Origin of the sequence: Levilactobacillus andaensis, from assembly GCF_016861695.1 — a bacterium.
Lineage (GTDB): Bacteria > Bacillota > Bacilli > Lactobacillales > Lactobacillaceae > Levilactobacillus > Levilactobacillus andaensis.
Map to the genome: position 1 here is coordinate 420231 of NZ_BOLP01000004.1, position 21932 is coordinate 442162.

The 21932-nt window shown below is 51.9% G+C and carries 19 protein-coding genes; 10 read left to right on the forward strand and 9 right to left on the reverse strand.

Annotated features, from left to right (window positions below):
* Nucleotides 1–66 precede the first annotated feature (66 nt).
* The 4 genes from JUF10_RS04505 to JUF10_RS04520 all read left to right on the forward strand — a co-directional run bounded on the left by JUF10_RS04505 (nucleotide 67) and on the right by JUF10_RS04520 (nucleotide 4536).
* A complete protein-coding gene (locus JUF10_RS04505) occupies nucleotides 67–2430 on the forward strand; it encodes an ATP-dependent DNA helicase (protein WP_203641044.1) in 2364 nt (787 codons plus the stop codon).
* A complete protein-coding gene (locus tag JUF10_RS04510; RefSeq protein WP_203641045.1) occupies nucleotides 2427–3119 on the forward strand; it encodes a hypothetical protein in 693 nt (230 codons plus the stop codon). The genes JUF10_RS04505 and JUF10_RS04510 overlap by 4 nt, the downstream gene beginning before the upstream one ends.
* The gene (locus tag JUF10_RS04515) at nucleotides 3116–4033 is read left to right on the forward strand and encodes a sce7725 family protein (RefSeq protein ID WP_203641046.1); all 918 of its coding nucleotides are present in this window, start codon (nucleotides 3116–3118) and stop codon (nucleotides 4031–4033) included. Before JUF10_RS04510 ends, JUF10_RS04515 begins: the two co-directional genes overlap by 4 nt.
* Nucleotides 4034–4281: 248 nt before the next feature.
* Complete coding sequence (locus JUF10_RS04520) at nucleotides 4282–4536, forward strand: hypothetical protein (RefSeq protein WP_203641047.1); 255 nt, start codon at nucleotides 4282–4284, stop codon at nucleotides 4534–4536.
* A 224-nt stretch (nucleotides 4537–4760) separates the two neighbouring features.
* Here JUF10_RS04520 and JUF10_RS04525 read toward each other — a convergent pair whose 3' ends face one another.
* Nucleotides 4761–5801 (reverse strand): lactonase family protein, encoded by a 1041-nt coding sequence (locus tag JUF10_RS04525; RefSeq protein WP_203641048.1) that lies wholly within the window; start codon nucleotides 5799–5801, stop codon nucleotides 4761–4763.
* Nucleotides 5802–5940: 139 nt separating this feature from the next.
* Here JUF10_RS04525 and JUF10_RS04530 point away from each other — a divergent pair, with 139 nt between their 5' ends.
* Nucleotides 5941–6390, forward strand: coding sequence for a GNAT family N-acetyltransferase (locus tag JUF10_RS04530; protein ID WP_203641049.1), 450 nt, complete (start codon nucleotides 5941–5943; stop codon nucleotides 6388–6390).
* Between the two features lie 167 nt (nucleotides 6391–6557).
* Here JUF10_RS04530 and JUF10_RS04535 read toward each other — a convergent pair whose 3' ends face one another.
* The 5 genes from JUF10_RS04535 to JUF10_RS04555 all read right to left on the reverse strand — a co-directional run bounded on the left by JUF10_RS04535 (nucleotide 6558) and on the right by JUF10_RS04555 (nucleotide 12294).
* Nucleotides 6558–6752: a hypothetical protein gene (locus JUF10_RS04535; protein ID WP_203641050.1), complete on the reverse strand. Its 195-nt coding sequence runs from the start codon at nucleotides 6750–6752 to the stop codon at nucleotides 6558–6560.
* A 533-nt stretch (nucleotides 6753–7285) separates the two neighbouring features.
* On the reverse strand, nucleotides 7286–8182 hold the full coding sequence (locus JUF10_RS14080; RefSeq protein ID WP_236008155.1) for a hypothetical protein: 897 nt from the start codon (nucleotides 8180–8182) through the stop codon (nucleotides 7286–7288).
* Nucleotides 8183–9079: 897 nt separating this feature from the next.
* Entirely contained in the window at nucleotides 9080–10669 is a 1590-nt protein-coding gene (locus JUF10_RS04545) for an APC family permease (protein WP_373301274.1), read from the reverse strand.
* Between the two features lie 220 nt (nucleotides 10670–10889).
* The gene (locus tag JUF10_RS04550) at nucleotides 10890–11594 is read right to left on the reverse strand and encodes a VIT1/CCC1 transporter family protein (protein WP_203641051.1); all 705 of its coding nucleotides are present in this window, start codon (nucleotides 11592–11594) and stop codon (nucleotides 10890–10892) included.
* Nucleotides 11595–11607: 13 nt separating this feature from the next.
* Nucleotides 11608–12294 (reverse strand): VIT1/CCC1 transporter family protein, encoded by a 687-nt coding sequence (locus tag JUF10_RS04555; protein ID WP_203641052.1) that lies wholly within the window; start codon nucleotides 12292–12294, stop codon nucleotides 11608–11610.
* Nucleotides 12295–12583: 289 nt separating this feature from the next.
* Here JUF10_RS04555 and JUF10_RS04560 point away from each other — a divergent pair, with 289 nt between their 5' ends.
* The 3 genes from JUF10_RS04560 to JUF10_RS04570 all read left to right on the forward strand — a co-directional run bounded on the left by JUF10_RS04560 (nucleotide 12584) and on the right by JUF10_RS04570 (nucleotide 15787).
* Nucleotides 12584–13072, forward strand: coding sequence for a Fur family transcriptional regulator (locus JUF10_RS04560; RefSeq protein ID WP_203641053.1), 489 nt, complete (start codon nucleotides 12584–12586; stop codon nucleotides 13070–13072).
* A 979-nt stretch (nucleotides 13073–14051) separates the two neighbouring features.
* The gene (locus JUF10_RS04565; protein WP_203641054.1) at nucleotides 14052–15146 is read left to right on the forward strand and encodes a peptidoglycan recognition protein family protein; all 1095 of its coding nucleotides are present in this window, start codon (nucleotides 14052–14054) and stop codon (nucleotides 15144–15146) included.
* Between the two features lie 458 nt (nucleotides 15147–15604).
* Nucleotides 15605–15787, forward strand: coding sequence for a PspC domain-containing protein (locus JUF10_RS04570; RefSeq protein WP_203641055.1), 183 nt, complete (start codon nucleotides 15605–15607; stop codon nucleotides 15785–15787).
* A 96-nt stretch (nucleotides 15788–15883) separates the two neighbouring features.
* Here JUF10_RS04570 and JUF10_RS04575 read toward each other — a convergent pair whose 3' ends face one another.
* The 3 genes from JUF10_RS04575 to JUF10_RS04585 all read right to left on the reverse strand — a co-directional run bounded on the left by JUF10_RS04575 (nucleotide 15884) and on the right by JUF10_RS04585 (nucleotide 19833).
* Nucleotides 15884–16663: a YibE/F family protein gene (locus JUF10_RS04575; protein ID WP_203641056.1), complete on the reverse strand. Its 780-nt coding sequence runs from the start codon at nucleotides 16661–16663 to the stop codon at nucleotides 15884–15886.
* Nucleotides 16660–17778 carry a YibE/F family protein gene (locus JUF10_RS04580; RefSeq protein ID WP_203641057.1) on the reverse strand — a complete coding sequence of 373 codons (1119 nt, stop codon included), beginning with the start codon at nucleotides 17776–17778 and terminating at the stop codon, nucleotides 16660–16662. Before JUF10_RS04580 ends, JUF10_RS04575 begins: the two co-directional genes overlap by 4 nt.
* A gap of 1629 nt (nucleotides 17779–19407) precedes the next feature.
* On the reverse strand, nucleotides 19408–19833 hold the full coding sequence (locus tag JUF10_RS04585) for a universal stress protein (protein ID WP_203641058.1): 426 nt from the start codon (nucleotides 19831–19833) through the stop codon (nucleotides 19408–19410).
* Between the two features lie 215 nt (nucleotides 19834–20048).
* Here JUF10_RS04585 and JUF10_RS04590 point away from each other — a divergent pair, with 215 nt between their 5' ends.
* Both JUF10_RS04590 and JUF10_RS14085 read left to right on the forward strand, forming a co-directional pair.
* Nucleotides 20049–20933, forward strand: a complete 885-nt coding sequence (locus JUF10_RS04590; RefSeq protein ID WP_203641059.1) for a hypothetical protein — start codon at nucleotides 20049–20051, stop codon at nucleotides 20931–20933.
* Nucleotides 20934–21251: 318 nt separating this feature from the next.
* Nucleotides 21252–21758 carry a hypothetical protein gene (locus tag JUF10_RS14085; RefSeq protein WP_236008156.1) on the forward strand — a complete coding sequence of 169 codons (507 nt, stop codon included), beginning with the start codon at nucleotides 21252–21254 and terminating at the stop codon, nucleotides 21756–21758.
* Nucleotides 21759–21932: the final 174 nt, after the last annotated feature.

The window sequence follows — 21932 nt, forward strand, 5'->3', positions numbered from 1 at the left end:
CAGCTGCAGTGCGGACATTTACGCACAACATAACCCAACATAAAATAGAAAGTGAGGCGACGAGTGATGACCATTAAATTAGGCGTGCGGGAGTTGGTGGAGTTCACCTTACGAACCGGGGACCTCAGCAGCACATCCGGCAGCCAGAATACGGCGCTGCTCGGCGCACAGATTCACCGTCGCCTGCAGAAGCAACGCGGTGCCGACTATCAGAAGGAATACTATCTCGACAAGGACCTCACGTTAAACGGTAATGACTACCTGCTCCACGGCCGCGCCGATGGGGTCACGCTGACCGCGGACGGCGCCAGCATTGAAGAGATCAAGACTTCGGAGACCGTTTTCGACCAACTCAGCGACAACACCCTGACCCTGTACTGGGCGCAGGTCAAAATTTACGCCTACCTATTAATGGAGAAGGAAGCCGACCTCGATGCCGTGACCCTCACGTTGACCTACTTTCAGACCAACACTGAGACCACCACGCAGACTGACCAGACCATCACCCGGGCCGAGGCGCAGGACTTCTTCAACACCGTCATCACCGAGTACGTCACCTGGCTCAAATTTCGCTCCGACCTGTGTGAGCGCCGCGACCCAACCATCAAGCAGCTCACCTTTCCCTTCGACCACTACCGGCCGGGTCAACGGGAGCTAGCGGTGGCCGTCTACAAGACCATTCTCACCAGCAAACGGCTCTTCGCCGAGGCACCGACCGGGACTGGGAAGACCATTTCGACCCTCTTTCCTACCATTAAAGCCGTTGGTGAGGGCGTCATTCAGCGCATCTTTTACCTGACCGCCAAGCAGAGCACCCGGCGCGTCGCCGAGGAGGCCATCACGCTCATGGCCGGTCAGGGGCTCAAATTGAAGAGTATCACGCTCACCGCCAAGGCGAAGATTGCCTTTCCCGAAGAAGCCGACCTGTTACCCGAAGAAAATCCGTACATGCTTGGCTACTACGACCGGCTCAAACCGGCGCTGCTGGATCTGATTCAAAATAACGACCAGCTCACCCGGCCGGTCATCGAAGAGTATGCGCGCAAACACACGCTGGATCCGTTTGAATTTCAACTCGATGCCAGTCTCTTTTGTGATGTCATCATCGGCGATTACAACTACCTGTTCGACCCACAAGTCCACCTGCAACGCTTCTTTGCGACCGAGGACCCAGACAACTTCTTCCTGATCGATGAAGCCCACAACCTGGTCAGTCGCTCGCGGGACATGTACTCCGCGGCCATCAGCAGTCAGCCGCTCGACCACCTGGTTGAAATGAGTCGCGACCTGCCGCAAGCCAGCAAGAAATTACACCGCCGACTGGCCGATCTGCGCGCGACCTTTGACGATATCTGCGCGCCACTGCTCGCGGACGGTCGGACCGACAGCACCTTTCTGATGCCACCCGAGAACTTCGAACACGACCTCGGCCGCCTAGTCGAAGCCATCCACGACTGGTTGGTCGACCAGCCGCAGACGCCCTTCACCCAGGCCATTCTCGACTACTACTTCGACGCCATCAGCTACCAGCGCATCGGCGACTACTATGATGATACCTACCGCATGCGCCTCGAGATTGACGACGGCAACATCACGCTAAAGGAACTCTGCCTGGACCCCAGCGCCTTTCTCGCCGACAGTCTGGCCCTCGGACACGGCGCCGTCTTATTTTCCGCGACCCTCTCCCCCATGGACTACTACCAAACGGTGCTGGGTGGCGATCAGGACAGTCTGGCCTACCGCCTCGACTCCCCCTTTGAACCGCAACACCAAGAGATTCTGGTCACGACCTACATTCAAACGACCTACAAACAGCGTGACGCCAACCTGGCCAACATCCTCCTGGCCATTAAAACGCTGGTCGATGGCAAGACCGGCAACTACCTGATTTTTCTGCCGTCGTACCACTACCTGCTCGATGTCAGTCAGGCCTTCGCCATGGCCTATCCGCACATCCACACCGTCAGCCAGCAAGCCCAGATGGCCGAGGCAGACCGGACGGCGTTTCTGGCTAATTTCAAAGCTGATCCGGACACGACCTTAGTGGGGTTCGCCCTGCTCGGTGGCATCTTCGCCGAAGGGATCGACTTGAAGGCCGACCGCTTGATTGGTGTCGGCATCGTCAGCGTTGGTCTGCCCGGGATCAATCCCGAGACCGACCTGATTCGCGACTACTTCGACCAGGATTCCCACAACGGCTTCGCGTATGCCTACCAACTGCCCGGCTTAAACAACGTCTTTCAGGCGGCCGGGCGGTTGATCCGTGGGTCCCACGACGTTGGCATCATTTTATTAATGGACCAGCGTTTCGCCAGTCCGCGCTACACCCAGCTCTATCCCCGCCACTGGCAGCATTTCCGCCGTCTCTACCGACCGGAACAGTTGCCGATTGCCGTTCAAAACTTTTGGCATCAGGAGGTCTCACAATGAAGACAAAATTAACGTTAGCCATGGAAGCCACCCTCTACGCCTACTGCCGCGAAGCCGGGGCCTTTGCCGTCGAGGAAGTCACCATGCCCGATGATGCCGGCATCGTCGACACACTCAGCTATCAGGAATTGGCGGACAAGTCCATCGAATGGCGCTGTTACGAGCTGAAGGTCACCAAGAGCGACTTCCACTCCAAGGCCAAGCTCTCCTTCGTTGGCCACTACAACTACTTCGTCCTACCATTAAAGCTGTATCAGGAGGTCGCCGACGAGATTCCCGCGCACATTGGCGTGTTGATCTACCGCCCATTTGACCCGGAAATGTTGGCCACGGCAACCGAGGCGCCCACCACACCGGGCTATCTGACCGTTACTCGCCCACCCCGCCGGCAAGACTTACAGGTGCCCGAATCGGAGCTGACCACCCGCTTCATCGCCTCACAGGCTCGAGAAGTCGGCAAGGCCAAGCAGATGGCGACCGGCCTCAAACAGTACAGCACGGAACACCTCTATCAGGAATTGAAAAAACGCCACCAACACTATGACGTCTACGATCCCGATGCTAATTTCTACGACCAATTCATCGACGACACCCAATCCGCAGCGGTCACGGCCCTCCAGAGCGAAATCGACGCGCTCAACCTGGAACGCCACGAACTCCAAGACCAGCTCAAGGAGCGCCGCCCATGATTTACTTTCCTTACTTTCGTGGTCGTCAATATGACCTACTAGCCCTGAAAAACATTGCCCAACAACATGTTTTGCCACGAAATATTATCCCGATTATTGAGCCAGTCCGCGACATTCGTGCGCTTCCCCAGACCGTGGCGGCCTTCGTGGAACATGACCAGCCGCTGGTCGTCATCGCCAATCCGACCGTCAGTGATTACGCACTGACCCAGCAGAAGCTCTACGATTGGCGACCGTACGCCGAAAATCCCAACCTCATTGTCGGTCACATCTTGACGCCGACCACGATTCCCAGCGACCTGCACGCCACCCCAACGCAGCAAACGCTACTGGTGGCGCGGCAATACGACGAATTGGTCGCCGCCAAGCACGCTGGCTGGCTAGCGGACCCGACCTATTTGCTGGTGCCGCCGGAAGCCCGGATTCGCCAACTCCTCACGCGGCCGACGGGGAGTCTGTTCGACCACGCCTGGATTCCCGAACACGACCGCAGTTACGCCGATATCGAGGACGGCTTTTTCAGTGAGGACTGGCAAGCGGCCACTTGGGACGGCTACACCAGCGTCAGCGATTATACGATTGGCGGCGCCCACTACAGCGAGCACGGCTATCCGTCCCGCGCGGTCACCCTGCACCTGACCTACTTTGCCGGCGACCAACTGCGGATTCACCGCTTCGTGTCCGACGACCGCGACGACTACCGCCATCCCAAGGAGAAGTTTTTCCAAGCCGTGGCCAAATTAGCGGCATGGTTACCAGCACAACCAGCGGCGGTCCAGACACCGGCTGCCCTGGCCCTCGCCGACTATCACGTGACGCAACATTTCCCCGGACTGGGCGTCGTCAAACGCCTCAGTCTGGAACACCATTTACAGACGATGGCGGGTTACTTTAAAGAACACTATCCCTGCTAAATGGTCGCACTGCGGCTTAGACTGTGCTTTCCCAGTTCAAAGCTTAAGATAACGATGACTTTCTAACTTTTAGACCGAATTTCTAGCAATTCTGTAATTTGGATTCTCACCGCAATGCTTATTGTCTCAGACCAGTAAGTACATGTTTAGGCGCAATACCTCACTCTTGATTTTCCCCATTCCCAACGCCCCAAAATCGTTCACCCGTTGTGCTATACTGGATAGCGTTAGGGGAAGGGGAAGTTCTCATGAAAATCAACCGGGAGTTCATTTTTCATTGGCTCGGCTACAACAAGGTGACCAAGCATTACTCCAAATGGTGCCGAGTGCTCACCTACTTATTTTGGCCAATTGCCGCGCTGGAAGCTATTGCGTGGTTCGTTGGTGGCAACGTGTGGTGGACGTTGCTGGTGAACGGACTGGCGGCACTTTATTTGCTGATTAGCGTGCCGTCATTTGCTATTGACCTCATTCGGATAGCCTACCGGGATGATCAGCATTAGGGGAATCTTATTTTTAAATGTTTTAGACACGTAAATAGCGTTTGGACTGGTTGTGGTTACACACAGCCTTTCCAAACGCTATTTTTGATTTTATGGTGTTGAAACGTGCGCTCAAGGGCAGCTGGCTCCGCTTAACACCGGTCAGCAAACAATCCAAACCCGGGATTATTCGCCGACCGCCGTTAATGCTCACCAGCTAACCGCCCTTGAGCCCACTCTATTCTTTATGCCGGTAAAACACTAACGCCTTCCGGAACCATGAAGTCTTTTTGAACCAAGGTCAACTTCCCGCTCTGGGCGTCGCGTTGGAACAGGCTAGCATTGTCGGAGTTTTGGTTAACGACCAGGAGTAAGCTCTGGTCTGAAGTCCAGTTGAAATCACGGGGGAAGTCACCTTCCGTGGAGATCCGTTGAACCGTGGTCAACGTGCCATCTTCGGCGGTCGCGAAGACCGTGATGGAGTTGTTGCCGCGGTTGGACACGTAGATGAAACGACCGTCACTGCTCATCCGAATGGCAGCGGAACCGTTGTGCGCCGTCCAGTCGTCAGGAATCGTCGAGATGATCGACTTCACCGTGAACTTGCCGGCAGCGGCATCGTAGTCTAACGTGGCCACGTTACTGCTTAATTCACCGACCAAGTAAGCGACACCCTTCTTGGCGTCAAAGACGATGTGCCGTGGACCGTAGCCAGCTGGGAGATCAACGTGGCTGACGGGCGTCAATTTGCCAGCGTCAGAGACATCGTACAGATAAACCCTATCCGAACCCAAGTCACAAACGACTAACCGGTTATCGGGGGTCAAGTCAGCGAAATGGGGGTGAGGACCGTCGGCTTGTTCGGGTGCTGGACCAACTGGATCTTGGTCGATCACTTCGTCCGTTTCCGTCAACGTGCCGTCAGCAGCGATGGCGTAGACCTGAACCGCAGCGGTGTGGTAGTTGGCCGTGTAGACCAATTGACGCGCTTCGTCAACCGCGACATAGGCTGGTGAAGAACCGGTCGCCAAGACCTGTTGAATGGCCCGTGGCTTGTCTTCGCTCATATCGTAGATGATCAATCCACCGTGCGTAGCCCCGTCAGTTTCCTTCTTGTTGATGACATACAACCGCTTAGCCGCAGCCTTTGCGATGTAGGTTGGGCTCCCAGCTGATGCTAACCATTCACAATCCGTTAACTTCGGTGCCTTGGTGTCCACGCTGACCCGGTAGATGCCGCGACTAATCCGCTTGGTGTAAGTTCCAATATAAAAATCTTCCGTCATGTGTGCTACCCCTTTCAACTTGCCAATATCACTTTCAAGTATAGCACAGCTGACCGATTAACACCGAGGAAGTCACTAGCGTTCAGCGGCATTTACCGGTACAATAGGGCTAAACAGATTCAGAAAGGAATCACCGCACATGTCTAGCTTCGAAGGGTATCATCCCCTTTTAACCCCCACGTTTCGTTTCGACTGGCTCACCCGCTTCAAGTTAAAAAACGTTGCCGACCTGACTAGTCAGGAGCTCGGTGAAACGGCTGACTGGGTCAACACCACCATGCGTAACACCATGAGCCGCACCGCCTTGACTTGGGGCATCGAGCGGCGCCGCACCCACAAGTTGATCGGTTGGGGCGGCTTCACTGACCTTGATCTAATCGCGCATAAGGGGCAGGCCTGCTTGACTGGGAAACGCCTCCCCGCCGCCGAACAACAGGAAATCATTGACCGCTTAGTTAACTTTGGGCGTGAGGAACTTCAGTTGACCAAACTGACCTTACCAGATGCCACTCGACTGGACGATGCCGTTCTGCTTGCCGCTGGCTTTGTCCAAACGGACGGGCAGTGGCGCTGGACGCTACGTCGGTAACCTCAAATTGTAAACGAAAGAGTCTGGGAAACCTCCCAGACTCTTTTTGGTGTCTCCGAATTTATATCGCCGAAACATGGGACAAAAGGCAGTCAACTCCGCTTAACCCCGATAGACAAACAATCCAAAACCGGGATTATTCGTCTATCGGGGTTAACACTCATTGACTAACCGCCTCGTTCAAACTCAGGACCATCTGCTTCGAACTCTTGAGTTAACTTCACAAAAGTTATCAAGAATTCGCTATAGTAATCTTGCCAATTCAAACCAGCAATTTGCTCACGATAGCAATAACTCTTGGCACGTCTTTTAAGCTCCTGCTCGTACTTTTTAAATGCTTCCGTAGCCCGTTCTTCTAACATCACTATCATTCCTTTCGTTAGATCAACTCAAATAAAACTTAAATTAATTTACTTACTAACTCGATTTTTTCGTCCCCTTTGTACGAAATGACACGAAAAAAGGTCACACCTTCAAGTCTCAATGGACTATCAGGGTGTGACCAATCAGGTTACTTTCGCTGAATGTTGTTTATCTTATTCAATACTAGGGGGGTACCTTTAACGACCATTCTAATCGACAATCACCAGCTAATACACTGAACCATACTTGGTAGCAACAGTATCTTAGCAAACCGTTGTTATTAGGAAACAGTTTATATACATGCTTCAAGCCGCCAATTTCATCTCTGGGGAGAGGTGAAATTATCTTGGGTCTTTCGTGCTTAGGGGGAGTTAAAAATGGACGATTTTCACAATTTTTCACATACTAAATAAAAAGTATACGCAAATTGTAAAGAACCCATGTTTAAAATTCGCTGTTGGAAATATCTTAATTACTTATTTTAAGACTAATTCCATCTTGTATTTTAGTTGAGATTATCAGTCTTGATAAGTTACTCTTCAACCAAAATCACTATTGATTGACCGTCTACAGCCTTCTCGTTGTATGAATCAATCGGCTCAATCCCACCACCAATGCGCCAGCCTTTATCATATTGAAGACGCGTTGCTAAATCATATCCTGCATTTGCCAAGGCCTGTGTTACCTCTGCATTACTATCTGGATCTTTAACAACGAAAGTGATTACTCGAAAGTCTTTAAAAGTTACACCATCAGCAGTCAATAGTGTACTGAATTTTTGCTGTTCTTCACTATCATTATTACTTTCTAAAATATACTGAGCATCTCTTCCTAAAAATTGATTTGCTGCATCCTCTACGCCCTCATCATAAACTGTGTTGGGGAATTGTTTCATCAAATTAATATCTGCCGGTTGCAAATCATATTTGGGGATATACGGCGTCCAATCCATCGCTGAAGTTGTTGCTGTTGCTGGTGTTGTGTTATCACTCGTAGTAGTTGAGCTAGTTCCAGTCGTACTCGTCGATGGCGTTGCAACCGGCACACTAGTCTTCGCTTTCTGCGTCGAACTAGCATCATTCAAATACCCTCGCCAAATCCAGCCACCGTGCTGGCCATCCGCACTGTTCACATGGTAATAAATCAAGTAGTTCCCGGAATCCACGTCGTACAACTCTTCATGGGCATTCGTATACCAGACCATATCTGGCGTGTTGCTATTGTAGTCATACCGAATGCCTAGATGTTCCGAATAGCGCGCGCCCTGAGTCGCTACCAATGCGTGCTTGCCCATACTCCGCCGCCAAACTAAGCGCACCGAGTTAGACCGACTGGCGGAGTATTGTGAACTCGCCGAAGCAGTTAGCGTGCCGCCAACTAGTCCTAAACCAACGCTCGTGGCAATAATACCTTTGACAATTTTTTTCATTCTAATTGCCTTCCTCTCATTGCACCTAGTTTAGTCAGAACGCTATTTCTCGGCCACATAAACGGTGAGCACAGTCGCTGATAGTAAAGGTTCGGCCCTCAATTAATCTGGCCGCACGAAAAAGCGGTCAGCGTGCTCAAATCCCCGTAGCCATAACCCAAGTGCTTCGAATAGCGAGCACCTTTACCCGTCGCATGAACCGCGTGTCGGCCCATCGACCGCCGCCGGATTAACCTGATTGAATTTGACCGTTGTGCCGAATACTGAGCCTTCGCCGCTGCGGTCACCGTCATCCCCGTTGACGCTAGACCAACCACCGCAACGGTCATAGCAACGCGTTGTCAAATCTATTTAACCTGCCAACCTCCTCTGTAAGCTGCCCTCAGCGTAGCATATCCCCAGCGACAGTTACGAGTCCTTTCGAATTGCCCCTATGAAAAAGTCCCCCGCCAAATTAATGGGTGGGAGACTTGTTTTAGTATCGTTTTAATTGTCGTGTAAATGAGCTTCTTCGCCTTACCGACCGGCCATCTATGGATTGAACCGGCACGCCTGAGCCCATGTCTGACGACCTCTTGGCCTGCACTGTGTTTTCCTGTCAATTAGGCAAATGACCACATGGATCTTTAACGATCACACCATGACATTGTAGGCCGAAAATTCCGCTAGTTACCATGACAGAGCACAGTCAGAGCCGGAGGAGGCCAGGGATGTAGCCAGCCGTGACGACGATGTTAGTCGGGGTTATTTCCCGGCTTACATCGTGGGACGACCTCGGAGACACGTGATCTTCGTGGCTTTGAGGCGAGCCGGAAGCCCGAACCTCAGGCTGGAGGCGTTCCCCACAGCAGGCGGAATCCCTGGCAGCCGGAGTGCGGCAATTCTAACACAATCCCACTAGTCCTCATTAACTCGCTGATTCAACTCCTCAGCGATGCGGAACGACTCGCTGTAGTAAGCGTCGTGCACGCCCAGGTAGTAGCAGGCCAAGCTCCCGGCCGCCACGAACACGAAGTCCAGCGGATAAGGCATCGTGCCCAGCCCACCGAATTCCGTGCTCCCCATCAGCGACATGATGGTCAGCCAGACCATTTCGGCTAACAACCACCGGCTGCCCTTGAGGCTCGCCCGTAGTGACTGCCACCCCGCTGGTTTTCGGATCTCATAATACACGTAGCAGACCAGCCCCAGCGCAATCACGCCGAAGACCTCAATCGTGGTCGGCCACTTGGCCCAGTAGATGGCCAGGCTTGCCAGCACGTAGGCCAGCGGTGCCCACCAGTTCAGCCCGTGCAGTCGAAATGGCCGGACAAACTTAGGTCCCTGCTGGCGGAGCGCCGTCACCGTGACCGGTCCGGTCAGATAGGCGATCAGCGTGGACGTCGAAATCACGTTGGACAGCGTGCTCCAATTACGAAAGCCCGCGACCAATACGACACCGAGCAGCATATTGACGATCATCGCGCGCCGCGGCGTCTGGTATTTCCGGTTGATCTCCCCCAATTTTGTCGGCACGTGCTTGGTCCCGGTCATGGCGGCCAGGGCCCGACTCGTCGTCGCCACAAAGGAGACCCCGGTGCCAAATGGTGACACAAAGGCGTCCAAATACAACAGTGTCGACAGCCAGCCCAAGTTCAACAGGATGGCGAGGTCGGCAAATGGCGACTGGAAGTTGACGCCCCGCCAGCCATGTTGCAGCATCCCCGCTGGCACGGCCCCAATGAAGGCGACCTGCAGCATCGTGTAGATCACGGTACTGATTCCAAAGGCGATGACGATGCCCCAAAGAATGTTGCGCTCCGGGTGCTCGATCTCATTACCCATGTTGATGGTCGTCTGAAAGGCGTTGTAGGAAAAGATGATGCCGGCGGCCGTGGTCGCGGAGAAGATCGATGCGCTCCCGGCCGGCATGAAGCCCGCGGTGTGCGCAAAGTTTTGCGGCTCAAAACCCGTCCAGATCAAGACGATGATGGTCAACGTGGGAATGGCTAATTTAAAAATCGAAATAAAACTCGTAAATCGAGTTAACAGCTTTACCGACCAAAAGTTCAGGAGGGTAAAGGCCAGAATGAACAGGAAGACGATCACTAATCCTTGATTGGTGATGTTGCCGTCCCGCAAGAACCCGCGCGTCCAATTGGCCCAGGACCACGGCCAGGAGCTCATGTACTGGACCGCCGCCACCGCTTCGATCGGAATAATCGTTAAGAGGGACAACCAATTCGACCACCCGGCCACAAACCCCAATAAGGGGCCGTGGGAGAAGGCGGCGTACTGGCTCATCCCGCCACTCGTGGGAAACATCGTTCCCAATTCAATATAATTCACTGCAATTAGGCCAATGACAACGGCCCCTAAGATCCATGATAAAACTGCGGCTGGACCAGCGATTTGTGCGGCCATCCCGGCCCCAAACAACCACCCCGAGCCAATGATGGCACTCAGCGTTAACATGACTAGAGAGTATAAACTCATCTTGCGCTTCAAGCCAAATTCCCCACTTTCAAAAAATGATTCGTCAGTTGTTCTTAGGTGGGCGCCGGCAAGTTCACCTGCGCCACCGTGTTCGGTCAGCCTCACTCTAAGCAAAGACTGGATACAAAAGGACCGAACACCTCGTCGATTTCAACAACGACCCAATCTGACGTGTTCGGCCCATTTTACACTTGCTCTCTGGCAATGCCATAAGAAAGTGGGAATAATCTGCTTAGAAGAACTGACCAACGTAGTAGTGAATAAACATGGTAATAATGCCGACAATCAGGTTCCGAATAATGGCTGTCTTCACCAGTCCATGGCCTAATTTAGCACTCAGAAAACCCGTCAACGTGACGGACAACAGCACGGCCACAATGGTCGCTGGCCACTGGGTTGCGGCTGGAAAGAGCGTCATGGCAACCAGTGGGAAGGTCCCACCCAAAGCCGCCGCGAACAGTGAGGAAAAGGCGGCGTCCCAAGGGTTCATGTAGTGGCCGAGTTGAATGTCTTCCTTAACGTTGACGACCGTGCCCAGCGCGTCCTTACTCATCAGGTCCTTGGCGATGGCCAGTGACGTTTCCTCGCTGACCCCGCGGTCCAGGTAAAACTGTTGGACGGATTTCAGCTGACCCGCATAATCCGTGTCCAGCAACCGTTCTTCCTTCGCCACGGCCGCCTTTTCGGTATCCTTTTGCGTGCTGACGGAGGCGTATTCGCCAGACGCCATGGAAAAGGCGCAGGCCAGCAGGTCGGATAAACCGGCGATAAAAATCGTAAACTGGTTGTTCGTTGCGGCGGCGACACTGAACAGGACCCCGACAACCGTCAAAATCCCATCATTTGAGCCCAGAACGCCGGCCCGCAACGTGTTGAGCTTTTCTTCCATTGTTTGATGTTGCTTTTTAGCTTTCTTCAATTCTCGATTTGCAACCATAGTTGAGCCTCCCCTAAGCGAATAAGCTACCGATGCCGTAGGTGACCAGCATCGTTAAAATTCCGGCAATGACGTTACGCGCCGTCCCGTTTCGACGGTTCGCATTCCCCAGCATCGCCGCCACGTAACCGGTAATCGACAGCGCCACGACCACGGCCAAGAAGGTCCCCAGGATGCGCCATTTTGCTGGCAACAGGGTAATCGACAACAGTGGCAGAATCGACCCGGTTGGGAAGGAGATCATTGACGCAATCGCTGCGGAAAATGGATTAGTGTACTCACCAGCGTTAAAGCCAAATCGCTCACGGACGGTGGTCTTCACTGGATCCTCGGCCATCATTTCTTTCGTGGCCTGTTCCGCCAGCTCCGGTTTGATGCCGGTCGCCGCATACTTGTCACGGACAAAGGAAAACTCATCATCATAATTGTCATCCAACGCGACCGTCTGAGTTTCAATGGCCTTACGTTGCGCGTCCTTTTGCGTGTTGACCGAGACATACTCGCCCATCGCCATGGAGACTGTCCCGGCAATCATTCCGGCAATCCCGGAAATAAAGATGGCGTAACTACTGGTGGCCGCCCCCGCGACACCAATAACAATCCCAGCAACGGAAAGAATCCCGTCGTTAGCCCCCATCACACTAGCCCGCAGCACGTTGATCCGTTGCGCCAACGTGGCCTGCTTTTTTACCTTTTTCATAACTACTTCGCCCCCAAAAGATTTCCGATAATTCAATCATATTATAGTTTAACACTAGTTAGAAACAAAAGTTAGGTGTATCTAATTAATCTCAGCTAATTTAGAATGATTATTATCTGCTAACGAATCCATTGTACTCACTATCCCGGAAAAAGTAAACGTCAATTTGGCATTTTTTAATTTTTAATCACGATTTATTCTAAAGTAGAGCGGAATGCTGGACGTGTCGCCAAAATGTGGTTTAATAGAGTCAAACTAGACTGATTATAAATTAAAGGAGGGATTCCCAATGGCTAGTCAGCAACAACTTCTCAACCAAGCCTTGAAGACGTTGAAGGAGCACCACGTCCGGGTGACCCCACAACGACAAATTATCTTAACTTATTTGGTGACCCACCATAACCATCCGGCGGTCGACACCATTTTTAATGCGCTATCGGACCAACTTCCTAACCTTAGCATGGCGACCGTCTACAACACGCTTAACCTCTTAGTGGACCTGGGTATCGTCATTGAATTGCCGAACGACAACGGTGGGATTCGCTACGATTTCTACGGGCGGCCCCACTACCACGTCATCTGTGAGAACTGCGGTAAGATTACCGATGTCTTCGCTCCCGACTTCGACGAGATCGAACAGGAACTGAACGACCAGGCCAGCAAGCAAACCGGGTACTTGGTGACGAGCAATCACGTTGAGGTGTACGGTCTCTGCCCCGAATGCCAACAGAAACTGCACATCGACCGGAAACGGCAGAGCTGGGCTACTGCAGAGTAGTTATACTTGCGTGAAATGGCCGCGCTCCGGCTGCCAGGGATTCCGCCTGCTGTGGGGACGCTCCGGACTATGGGGCGGTCCTCCGACTCGATTTTAAGCCACGAAGAACCTGTGTCTTAAAAGTCGCCCATCCTGTTAGCTAGCCAGCGGCCAGCTAACAGTATTTCCACGGCTGGCTGCATCCCTGGCCTCCTCCGGCTCACATTGCGCGCTAACTTTACTGACGTTTAGCCCCGGCTCTGGATTTCAAGTTGGGGCACTGCAATTTCGATTGGGATTGTCATTGTCGTTGGGCAGTTCGTAGATGGCTTTTCAATTTACAAATGCGTTTCACCGGCACTAACCGTTAGCAAATTCTCAAAAATAGCGTGCCCTGCTGAACTCTAGTAGTCGCATGCTTTTTAGGTTGTCCGGCGTTTGGTAAGTTGGTTGCACAACAAAGCAGATTCTTCCGTTCCGTTGCCATTAGGTGTTACCCTTTTCAGTAGAGGGTATCGACTAGCGGAGCTGCCAACTGTGAATTCAGGTGTACGTTCCCACTAAATGTTTGTTGGACTAAATAGATTGCAGGATGACAAGTTGGGCCATTTTTGTGGTGGCTACTGGCAGGTCTGTGGTGTTTCCAGAAGCGTCCGGAAAACGCCATCATACCAGTGTTATCGGCAATCTTCAGCACCACTTTTTAACCGATTAAATGCCACCAAAATTAACAACCAAGTCAAAATGTATAAACCCCGACACTTAATATTACAGATAAGTTACAGGGGTCACCAACATTTAATCTATTTGCAAACACCGCCAGTAAAGCCCATGGCGCTCGTTATTACCACCGTAATATTACGCAAAAGGCCCAATCTGGCGGTTGTCGGCAGGACCAATCATGTATATAGTTGATAACGGATATTATCGACTGAGCAACCGCTAGCACGGCTGTCGTAATTAAACTAGAAGAAAGATATGAGGGATGATCAGGGTGAAAATGCATAAAGTAGTTTTAACCGCACTGGCCACACTGGGGGCAGCCGGAATCTTCGGCTTGTCAACGACCACGGCTTCAGCTGCCAGCTCCAACGTCAATGATTATATTAATAGTCAGGACATTACGCCGGCGAAAGTCACGAGTAATGTTTGGAGTGGTTTTCCAAAATACAAGTATCGAAATGGTAAAGCTAAGCCGGAAGGTGTCGTTATTCATGAAACGGCCAACCCTTCCTCAACCATCTACAACGAAATCGCCTACATGAAGCGTAACTACAACAACGCCTTCGTTCACAGTTTCGTCGATGCTTCTAGCATCATCAACATCGCCAACACCGACTACCTCTCATGGGGTGTCGGCTATCCCGGGAACGCGCGCTTCGTTCAATTTGAACAGGTCGAAGTCCACAGCAAGTCTGCCTTCGCCCATGAAATTGCGAACGCCGCATGGTATACCGCTTATCTGTTAGACGAATACAACTTGAAGCCTAACGATGCCGCTTACGACGGTAAGGGAACGGTTTGGTCCCACGGTTCCGTTGCGAAGTACCTCGGTGGTTCTACGCATACCGATCCCGTTGGCTACTACGCTAGCGCCGGGAGCAAGTATTTCGGTCAAAAGTACACCATGGCGATGTTCTATCAAATGGTCAAGAAGTACTACAACAGCATTAACTTGAGTCACACGAAGTTAATGTCCGCAACTTACACCTCTGTCAACCAACAGGCCCAATTGAGCAGCACGTACAAGAAGTACTACCTGTACAACCACGTCAAGGGCTCCAACAAGAACGCCAAGCGTCAAAGTTGGTCCAAGATTTCGCCTAAGGTTGGTAAGACCTACTACATCGACATGACCGCCAAGAAGAGCAACGGGTCCATGTGGTACCGGATTCGCCCATCGAAGAACAGTGCCAAGCGTTACTGGGTCTACTCCGGCAACCTGACCAACATCGCTAACGTTGTGACGGCGACCGCCACGAGCGCCAGCGCCTCTAGTGAGTCCGCTGCCACTTCTTCCAGCGTTGCTAGTTCCAGTAGCAGTGCCGTTGAAAGTAGCGCAACCAGTACCAGCAGTGCTAGCAGTAGCAACTAAATTCTAATGTGAAACGGCTCGCCCATAAGTTGTATGGGGAGCCGTTTTTTTGTGCTTTGAAAACCTTAGGGATAGATGAAAATGTCCGCACTGCGGCTGTCAGGGATTCCGCCTGCTGTGGGGACGCTTCAGCCTGGAAAAACACCCGGCTTATCGCTCGCTTTTAAGCCGCGGAAAACACGCGTCTTAAAAGTCGCCCATCTTGTTAGCTCGCCAGCGGCCAGCTAACAGGATTACCACGGCTGGCTACATCCCTGGCCGCCTCCAGCTCTGATTGAGCTTCTACCGTAACAAGCGTTGAACCCCTAAAAGCACATGTCATTTACAAATGGCTATTTCACCGCCACCCGTCCCACACAACATAAGTGATCTGCATCCCACTTTCCGCATAATTCCATCCCCCCATGATATACTTGACCTATCAAGTAACGCCATCCTTCAGAAAGAGGTCCTCCCCCATGAAAAGCTTAACGCGTTCAAGTCAAGATGCCGTTATCGCTGGCGTTTGCAGTGGTATCGCTCACTATTTTGTGATTCCTAACTATGTTGTTCGTTTGATCTTTTTCTTCGGTGGGCTGGACTGGTTGTACGTGATTCTTGGGCTGACGTTGCCCTGGGATAACCAGAACTTTTTGAATTGATTTTTACGAAAACTGTACCGAATAACCATAGCAATAATGTGGTCAATTTACTCTGACCATACCAAAAAAGTGTGATGCCCGCCAGCACCACACTTTTTAGTTATCTCCCTGCTTATCTGCGCGCTTCCGTTGCCCAGCCACCGCGCGGGTCATGACCCACGTGGTAATCGGCACCGTCAAGATCACACTGACCATGGCAAAGAGAATCATCAGAATTTCCGACACAAAAATTTTATCGTTTAAAATCTCACCGAACGAGTAGTGAACGCCCGTAAACCAGATGAAGAGGGCCAAGAACCCACCGAAGAAGCCAAAGAACAGCGTGTTAAACGTCGTCCCAATGATCTGCTTACCCACGGCGATACCGTCCCCTAACAAGGCCTTGGTGCTCACTTGCGGGTGTTGCTCGAGAATCTCACTGAGGCCGGCCGAAATGGCCATAGCGGCCTCCGCAATGGCACCCAGCGTGCTCAGGATGGCCGTGGCGGTCGTAACTTGCACAAATTTTATCCCAACCAGCACCGACAGGCCTTCCAAGTCCTCACTGTCTTCGGGGCCGAAGCCCTGGACTAGCGCCCAATTTTCCACCGGCACGATCAACAGGACCAAGACCACCAACACCACCGCCGACGCAATGAATGCCACGGTGCTTGACAGGTCATCGCCGCTACTCATAAAGATGGTCAGTGCAAGCACCAACATCCCCACGACCAGCGTCACGATCAGCGGTGAGAAGTGAAACGCGACCAGAACGATGGCCAAATACAGCAGGCCAAAGTTTAAAATCAACGCCAGAAACGACTGCGCGCCGGCCTTGCCACCGACCAGCACCATGAGGACCAGCAAGACCAATCCCAATACCGTAATCGTACTCATGCCGTCACCTTCTTCTTATCCATGAAGCGGCTCGCCAGGAAACTAGCAAGTGGGACCGCCAAGACAATGCCGATACCGCTGATCAGGCTCTGCACGACACCCATCGACATGTTCATCGAGAACGTGTAGCCCCAGCTGTTCCCATTTTTCAAATACAGCATGGCCATTGGGAACGTGTCGGCCACGAAGATGAAGAACAGCACGTTGATCAGCGGTCCCATGATGGTCGACCCAATCTGGCGGCCGGACTTGAAGACCTGATTGGCCGACAGCTCCGGGCGCTCCCGTTTCAGGGCAAATAGCGACGAAATAATGTCGGTCGACTCATCCATGACCGCCCCCAACGACCCCAGTAACGTTTCCGCTAAAAACAACGGCCGGGGGAGTTGCGTGACGTACTGCATGGATTCGTAGTACATGCCGCGCTCGTGGGTCACGTGAAAGACTAGTAGCGCCACGATGATGGAAAACGCCGTCCCCCCCAGCGTGGTGGCTAACGTGATCACCATCTGCCGGTTGGCCCCGATGACCAGCCACAACGTAAGGGCCGCAAAGACCACGGCGAGACTGCCAAAGATCCAGAGAACCTGCGCCCCCTGCGTCGACCCATTGAGGACGATGGCCAGGAAGAAGAGCACCCCGTTGGCCGCCACACTCAGGAAGGCCATGAAGCCGCTGAACTGCATAATCAATAGTAACAACGCCACGACCAGCCAAACCATGAAGACTAACGTGGTGTCACGCTTACTGTCTTTAGCGGTCGCGGTCAATTGCTGGCCGTTACGGTCATGGACGACCACAAAGAGTTGGCTACCCACGTGATACTTCTGGTCCATCGCCCGCGAGTAAGAGTAAACATTGCTGACGGTCAGCTGGTGGCCTTGATATTTGCCATTTAAAATTTTCCCAGACAAGACTTGTTTCGTCTGGCTATCGACGTTGTGAAAGTCATCGGTCTCCTTAGTCGCCTTGCCCGTCTTAACGCTGGTCACCTGCATGATGGGGTCGCGGTATAGCGCCGCATCGTGAGCGGTCCCCCATACCAGGATGCCGCCCACGACCATGGCAATCAGCCACGCCCAGAGCAGTCCACGTTTCGTCTTTAGAACTTGCATTCTCGCCGTCCCTTTCCTTAACTCTCTTAAGTAATAAAATTGTGTAAAAATGGCCGCACTGCGGCTGCCAGGGACTACGCCTGCTGTGGGGAACGCCTTCAGCCTAAGTACGGGCTTCCAGCTCGCCTGAAAGCCGCGAAACCCACGCGTCTCTCAGGTCGTCCCATGCTGTAACCCGGGAAAGGACCCCGGCTAACACCATTTTCACGGCTGGCTCCGTCCCTGGCCTCCTCCGGCTCTGATTGTGCATTCACATTAAGGAGGACTAACTCCAGAACATACGCCGAGATTGCACCTAACAATGACGCAACCTACACAAAAGCTTGCCAAATACAGCTCAGAGCGTTATCATGCCCTAACTGTTACGTTTCAGTTTTCACCGAACCGTTGACCCCAGTTAAATATTAAGTCACAATGGGGATTAATGCCGCTTATTTCGTTCGGTTACACTAAAGCCTATGTAAAACTATTGGCGCTACAATTGATGATTGGGTGATTAAAAACAGAACGTGGTTTTTGCGGGTGGCTTAACCCTCCGCTACAGGCATGTGGCCGCAACGTCTATTTCCAAATGATGTGCCCTACATCCGCGTTGCATCACGGTTTATCCAATGAAAACAACGCACGTAAAGCGCTCGAATCACGCCATCAATGGACAACATTCTGTTCGCCGTTTTAGCGAATTGATTCCAATATACCACTTTCTGACAGGTTGGTCGGACCCCAATAAAAATTTTAAACAAATCACAGTAAACGTTGCCCTGTCAACGCTTCCGGGTGGTTTAAAACTAGTTAATCCTGTATAGAGCTTGCATTTTGCTAGGAAAACCAGTAAACTTACAGTCGATTGTTATTTTAATTAAGCGAGGGTTTTTACAATGAGAAAAGCACATCCAAATGGCGTCCAAGGCCGTCGGAAGGTTAACCGTAAAAAGGACCGGAAGCGCCGCGACGAAATTTCAGACTTACAACGTTGGTTAAAGAACAAGAAGTAAGCTGAAGTCATTACTGAAAACACACCGATACTGTCGGTGTGTTTTTTTGCGCTCATTTCCATTTTGGACACTTGTGTTCCTTTCGCCTTACCGGCCGCCAGATATGGGCTGGAACGGTGCGGACACAACTTGAAGCCTCGAAAAACACGAGTCTACAAGGTTGGTCTTCTGCTAAGCCAGCGGGGAAACCACCCACTGACTAAGCAGAACGACGCGCCTGAGCCCATATCTGGCGACCTCTCGGCTTACACAAGTATCTGATGGCAACACAGAGTAGCAAGCATATCTGGCGTTACGTGCCAAGCTGCATGCGTAGTGAGGTAGCACGTGACCACATTCTTAACGTTTGTCCTGGCAATAGTCAATCTGAGCCGGAGGATGCCAGGGATGCAGCCAGCCGTGTCGCCGATGTTAGCCGGGGTTCTTTCCCGGGTTACATCGTGGGACGACTTTGGAGACGTGTGTTTTTCACGGCTTCAAAGCGAGCCGGAAGCCCGTTTCTCAGGCTGGAGGCATTCCCCACAGCAGGCGGAATCCCTGGCAGCCGCAGTGCGGCCATTTCTCATCAATTTTTGACACAACGAAAAGAGGCCCGGCCACCAGGACCGCACCTCTCGATAATTGCTAAATTAACCTAATCAACCACCAGAACGCTCGTCTCTGAATTTTGAACAACATAGTTGGTGGTGGACCCCATGATTGCTTTGCCTAAACCGTGAACACCGGAACGGCCAATGACGGTCAACGTCGTGTGCAATTCCGCCGGTAAAGTCTTGGCAATGGTTGGTTTAGGAAGGCCTACTTTGAAGCTCGTCTCAACGGGGACACCCTGTTGTTTGACTTCTTCAACGGCACTTTCCAGAAATTTCGTCGCCGAATCCTTAAAGTGGGTAATGATTTCGCTACCGAATTCCGCGCCGTAGTGGGCATAGGTCTGATCACTGGCGACGGAAACGATGAACAGTTTTGAGCCTAATTTTTGGGCTAATTTGGTGGCCTCCACCAGAGCTGCGTGGGCATTCTTGCTGCCATCCATCGGTACTAAGATCCGTTCATACATAATATCCCGTCCTTCCCATAGTAAACCATCAATGTGGTATCGCTTTCAACAACTTCATGATAACAATTCTAGCGCGCCAGGGAAAGCTAATTGCGTCATTTTTCACGAGATTTTTAGGCTTCCCGGTAAAATGTTAGGCAATTCTCATTCTGGCTTCTTTGGTAGATTGTGGTAAGATGAATCAAGTAAATTAATCACTAAAGGGATGGATATAATTGAAGAAGTTTTTGTTGGGCGCCCTGGGTCTGTTAGCCTTGACCCTTGCCGGTTGCTCGAATAACGCACTCACCACGAACAAGACCAGCTACCGCCCAACTGCTTTGACCGCAGTCATCAAGGGCAGCGCCAAATCCAAGACGGTCAGCTATCAAATTGCCAACGGGTCCAAGCACAGCACGAAGGTTAAGGGAGGCACCTATTTCTTCCAAGTGCCCGCCGCAACCACCGACCAGAAAGTTAAGATCACGGCCGGTAGTACGACTAAGACCGTCACCGTGAAGAAGGTCAAGTCCTTAGGCAACTACAAGCAGACTGCCGCCAAATACAACCAGATGGTCATCGGCAGCTATCTCCCAACTAAGGTTCAAAAGCAACTTCAAGCGGCCCAAAAGAACCAAGCCGCCACGAAGAAAAAAATGGCAGCCTTAGCCAAGACCAATCCAGCCGCCGCTGCCGCAGCCATGCAGCAACAACAGGCCGCTGCGAAGAAACTTCAAGCTGAAATGGCCACGGCTAAGAAGCAGGCCAAAGACGATTTACTCCCAGCCACCGCTAAGTCCGGTCTCAAGAATCTCATCGACACCAAGGACGTCACGGTGCGCGGTAACGTTCAGGACGGCAAGTTGATGGGCCTCGCTATGATCGTGCCCACTAAGCAAATGAAGACCAAGTCCGGTCAGAAGAAGTTTGGGACCACCTTTGCCCTGTTGGGAACCACTTTAGGTGCTAAGCCGAAATACGTCATCAACAAGTTTGAAAAGGTCTTGAAGGACGCTAAGAAGAACAGTTCGTCGACGACCACGAAGACGATTCATTCGAATGGGATTCGGTTCAACACCGGCTTCTCCACCGACCACCTCTACATCTACATGACGAAATAGATTAGTGTTCATCGCCTGCGGCTGCCAGATTCTCCGTCCTGTGAGGCAGACCTGAAGACTGAGAAGCGGTCTTCAGGGCGCCTTGGAACCTCAAAGGACGAGTTTCCAAGGTCGGCCAGCGTTCTAAGGTTGGGAAAATCGCCCAGCCTAAGAACGCAACCACTGGACTACGTATCTGGCCTCCTCCGGCTACACTAATCTAGCTTCATGCTGATGCCAATATTTAATCCGAACATTTTTAGTTAAACATTCTAGGACCTAATTGCCCGCTTTCGTTGGTAGTTAGGTCCTTTCTTTCACCCTAAGGAGGAGTTTATCATGGCTTATACTGTTACTTTAACGACTAGTGGGTTTTCCGCTGACCAATTTCAAACCGAACTTGCCGCGCAAAAGATTTCTTTGAATCCCCACGCTAAAGATTTATTTACCGACCCGCGTTTTCAGTCCACGCCTGCCGGGCAAACGCAATATTTGCGAGTGCTGACCGTTGGTGAGTTGGCGTTGACCGTGCCTGCTACCCTGCCCGCCATTTTTCAACGAGCACGGACGCTTGGTTTACAGCCTTGTCCTTTGGCCCTAGCTGTCGACTTTCGGCTGCAGTGGCAAACGCAAGTTAAGAGCACCAATTCCATTTTTAGCAAACATGAAGCGCCTCAGGGGGCAATTACTGTGATGTCGCCAATTGAAGATGACGACCCTAATCTGCCTAAAGGCTTCTATCTGCGGCACATCGACGACACCCTTTGGCTGCGCGGTTACCGGTGTGACGACCTTTACGTTTGGCAACCAAGCGACACCCTCGCCTTCCTTCAACCCGCGCAATAAATGCTTACCTTTACTCCTTAGAATACAAGGTGACTTATCTTAGCCACCGTCTCCAAGCGCAATCATTTTTATCCCCACCAATCAGGCGGCATAATAACGGTATGCTGAGGTAGTGAATAGTGACCGTTATTTTGTTGGCGAACTTCACTAAACCAGCAGACCATGTTTTTCCTA

Bases quoted from the DNA above. Each gene is read 5' to 3' on its own strand.
- JUF10_RS04515 (WP_203641046.1), top strand. From the start codon at position 3,116: ATGATTTACTTTCCTTACTTTCGTGGTCGTCAATATGACCTACTAGCC.
- JUF10_RS04510 (WP_203641045.1), top strand. From the start codon at position 2,427: ATGAAGACAAAATTAACGTTAGCCATGGAAGCCACCCTCTACGCCTAC.
- JUF10_RS04535 (WP_203641050.1), bottom strand. From the start codon at position 6,752: ATGTTAGAAGAACGGGCTACGGAAGCATTTAAAAAGTACGAGCAGGAG.
- JUF10_RS04560 (WP_203641053.1), top strand. From the start codon at position 12,584: ATGGCTAGTCAGCAACAACTTCTCAACCAAGCCTTGAAGACGTTGAAG.
- JUF10_RS04525 (WP_203641048.1), bottom strand. From the start codon at position 5,801: ATGACGGAAGATTTTTATATTGGAACTTACACCAAGCGGATTAGTCGC.
- JUF10_RS14085 (WP_236008156.1), top strand. From the start codon at position 21,252: ATGGCTTATACTGTTACTTTAACGACTAGTGGGTTTTCCGCTGACCAA.
- JUF10_RS04520 (WP_203641047.1), top strand. From the start codon at position 4,282: ATGAAAATCAACCGGGAGTTCATTTTTCATTGGCTCGGCTACAACAAG.
- JUF10_RS04580 (WP_203641057.1), bottom strand. From the start codon at position 17,778: ATGCAAGTTCTAAAGACGAAACGTGGACTGCTCTGGGCGTGGCTGATT.
- JUF10_RS04565 (WP_203641054.1), top strand. From the start codon at position 14,052: ATGCATAAAGTAGTTTTAACCGCACTGGCCACACTGGGGGCAGCCGGA.
- JUF10_RS04530 (WP_203641049.1), top strand. From the start codon at position 5,941: ATGTCTAGCTTCGAAGGGTATCATCCCCTTTTAACCCCCACGTTTCGT.
- JUF10_RS04555 (WP_203641052.1), bottom strand. From the start codon at position 12,294: ATGAAAAAGGTAAAAAAGCAGGCCACGTTGGCGCAACGGATCAACGTG.
- JUF10_RS04550 (WP_203641051.1), bottom strand. From the start codon at position 11,594: ATGGTTGCAAATCGAGAATTGAAGAAAGCTAAAAAGCAACATCAAACA.
- JUF10_RS14080 (WP_236008155.1), bottom strand. From the start codon at position 8,182: ATGAAAAAAATTGTCAAAGGTATTATTGCCACGAGCGTTGGTTTAGGA.
- JUF10_RS04575 (WP_203641056.1), bottom strand. From the start codon at position 16,663: ATGAGTACGATTACGGTATTGGGATTGGTCTTGCTGGTCCTCATGGTG.
- JUF10_RS04570 (WP_203641055.1), top strand. From the start codon at position 15,605: ATGAAAAGCTTAACGCGTTCAAGTCAAGATGCCGTTATCGCTGGCGTT.
- JUF10_RS04585 (WP_203641058.1), bottom strand. From the start codon at position 19,833: ATGTATGAACGGATCTTAGTACCGATGGATGGCAGCAAGAATGCCCAC.
- JUF10_RS04505 (WP_203641044.1), top strand. From the start codon at position 67: ATGACCATTAAATTAGGCGTGCGGGAGTTGGTGGAGTTCACCTTACGA.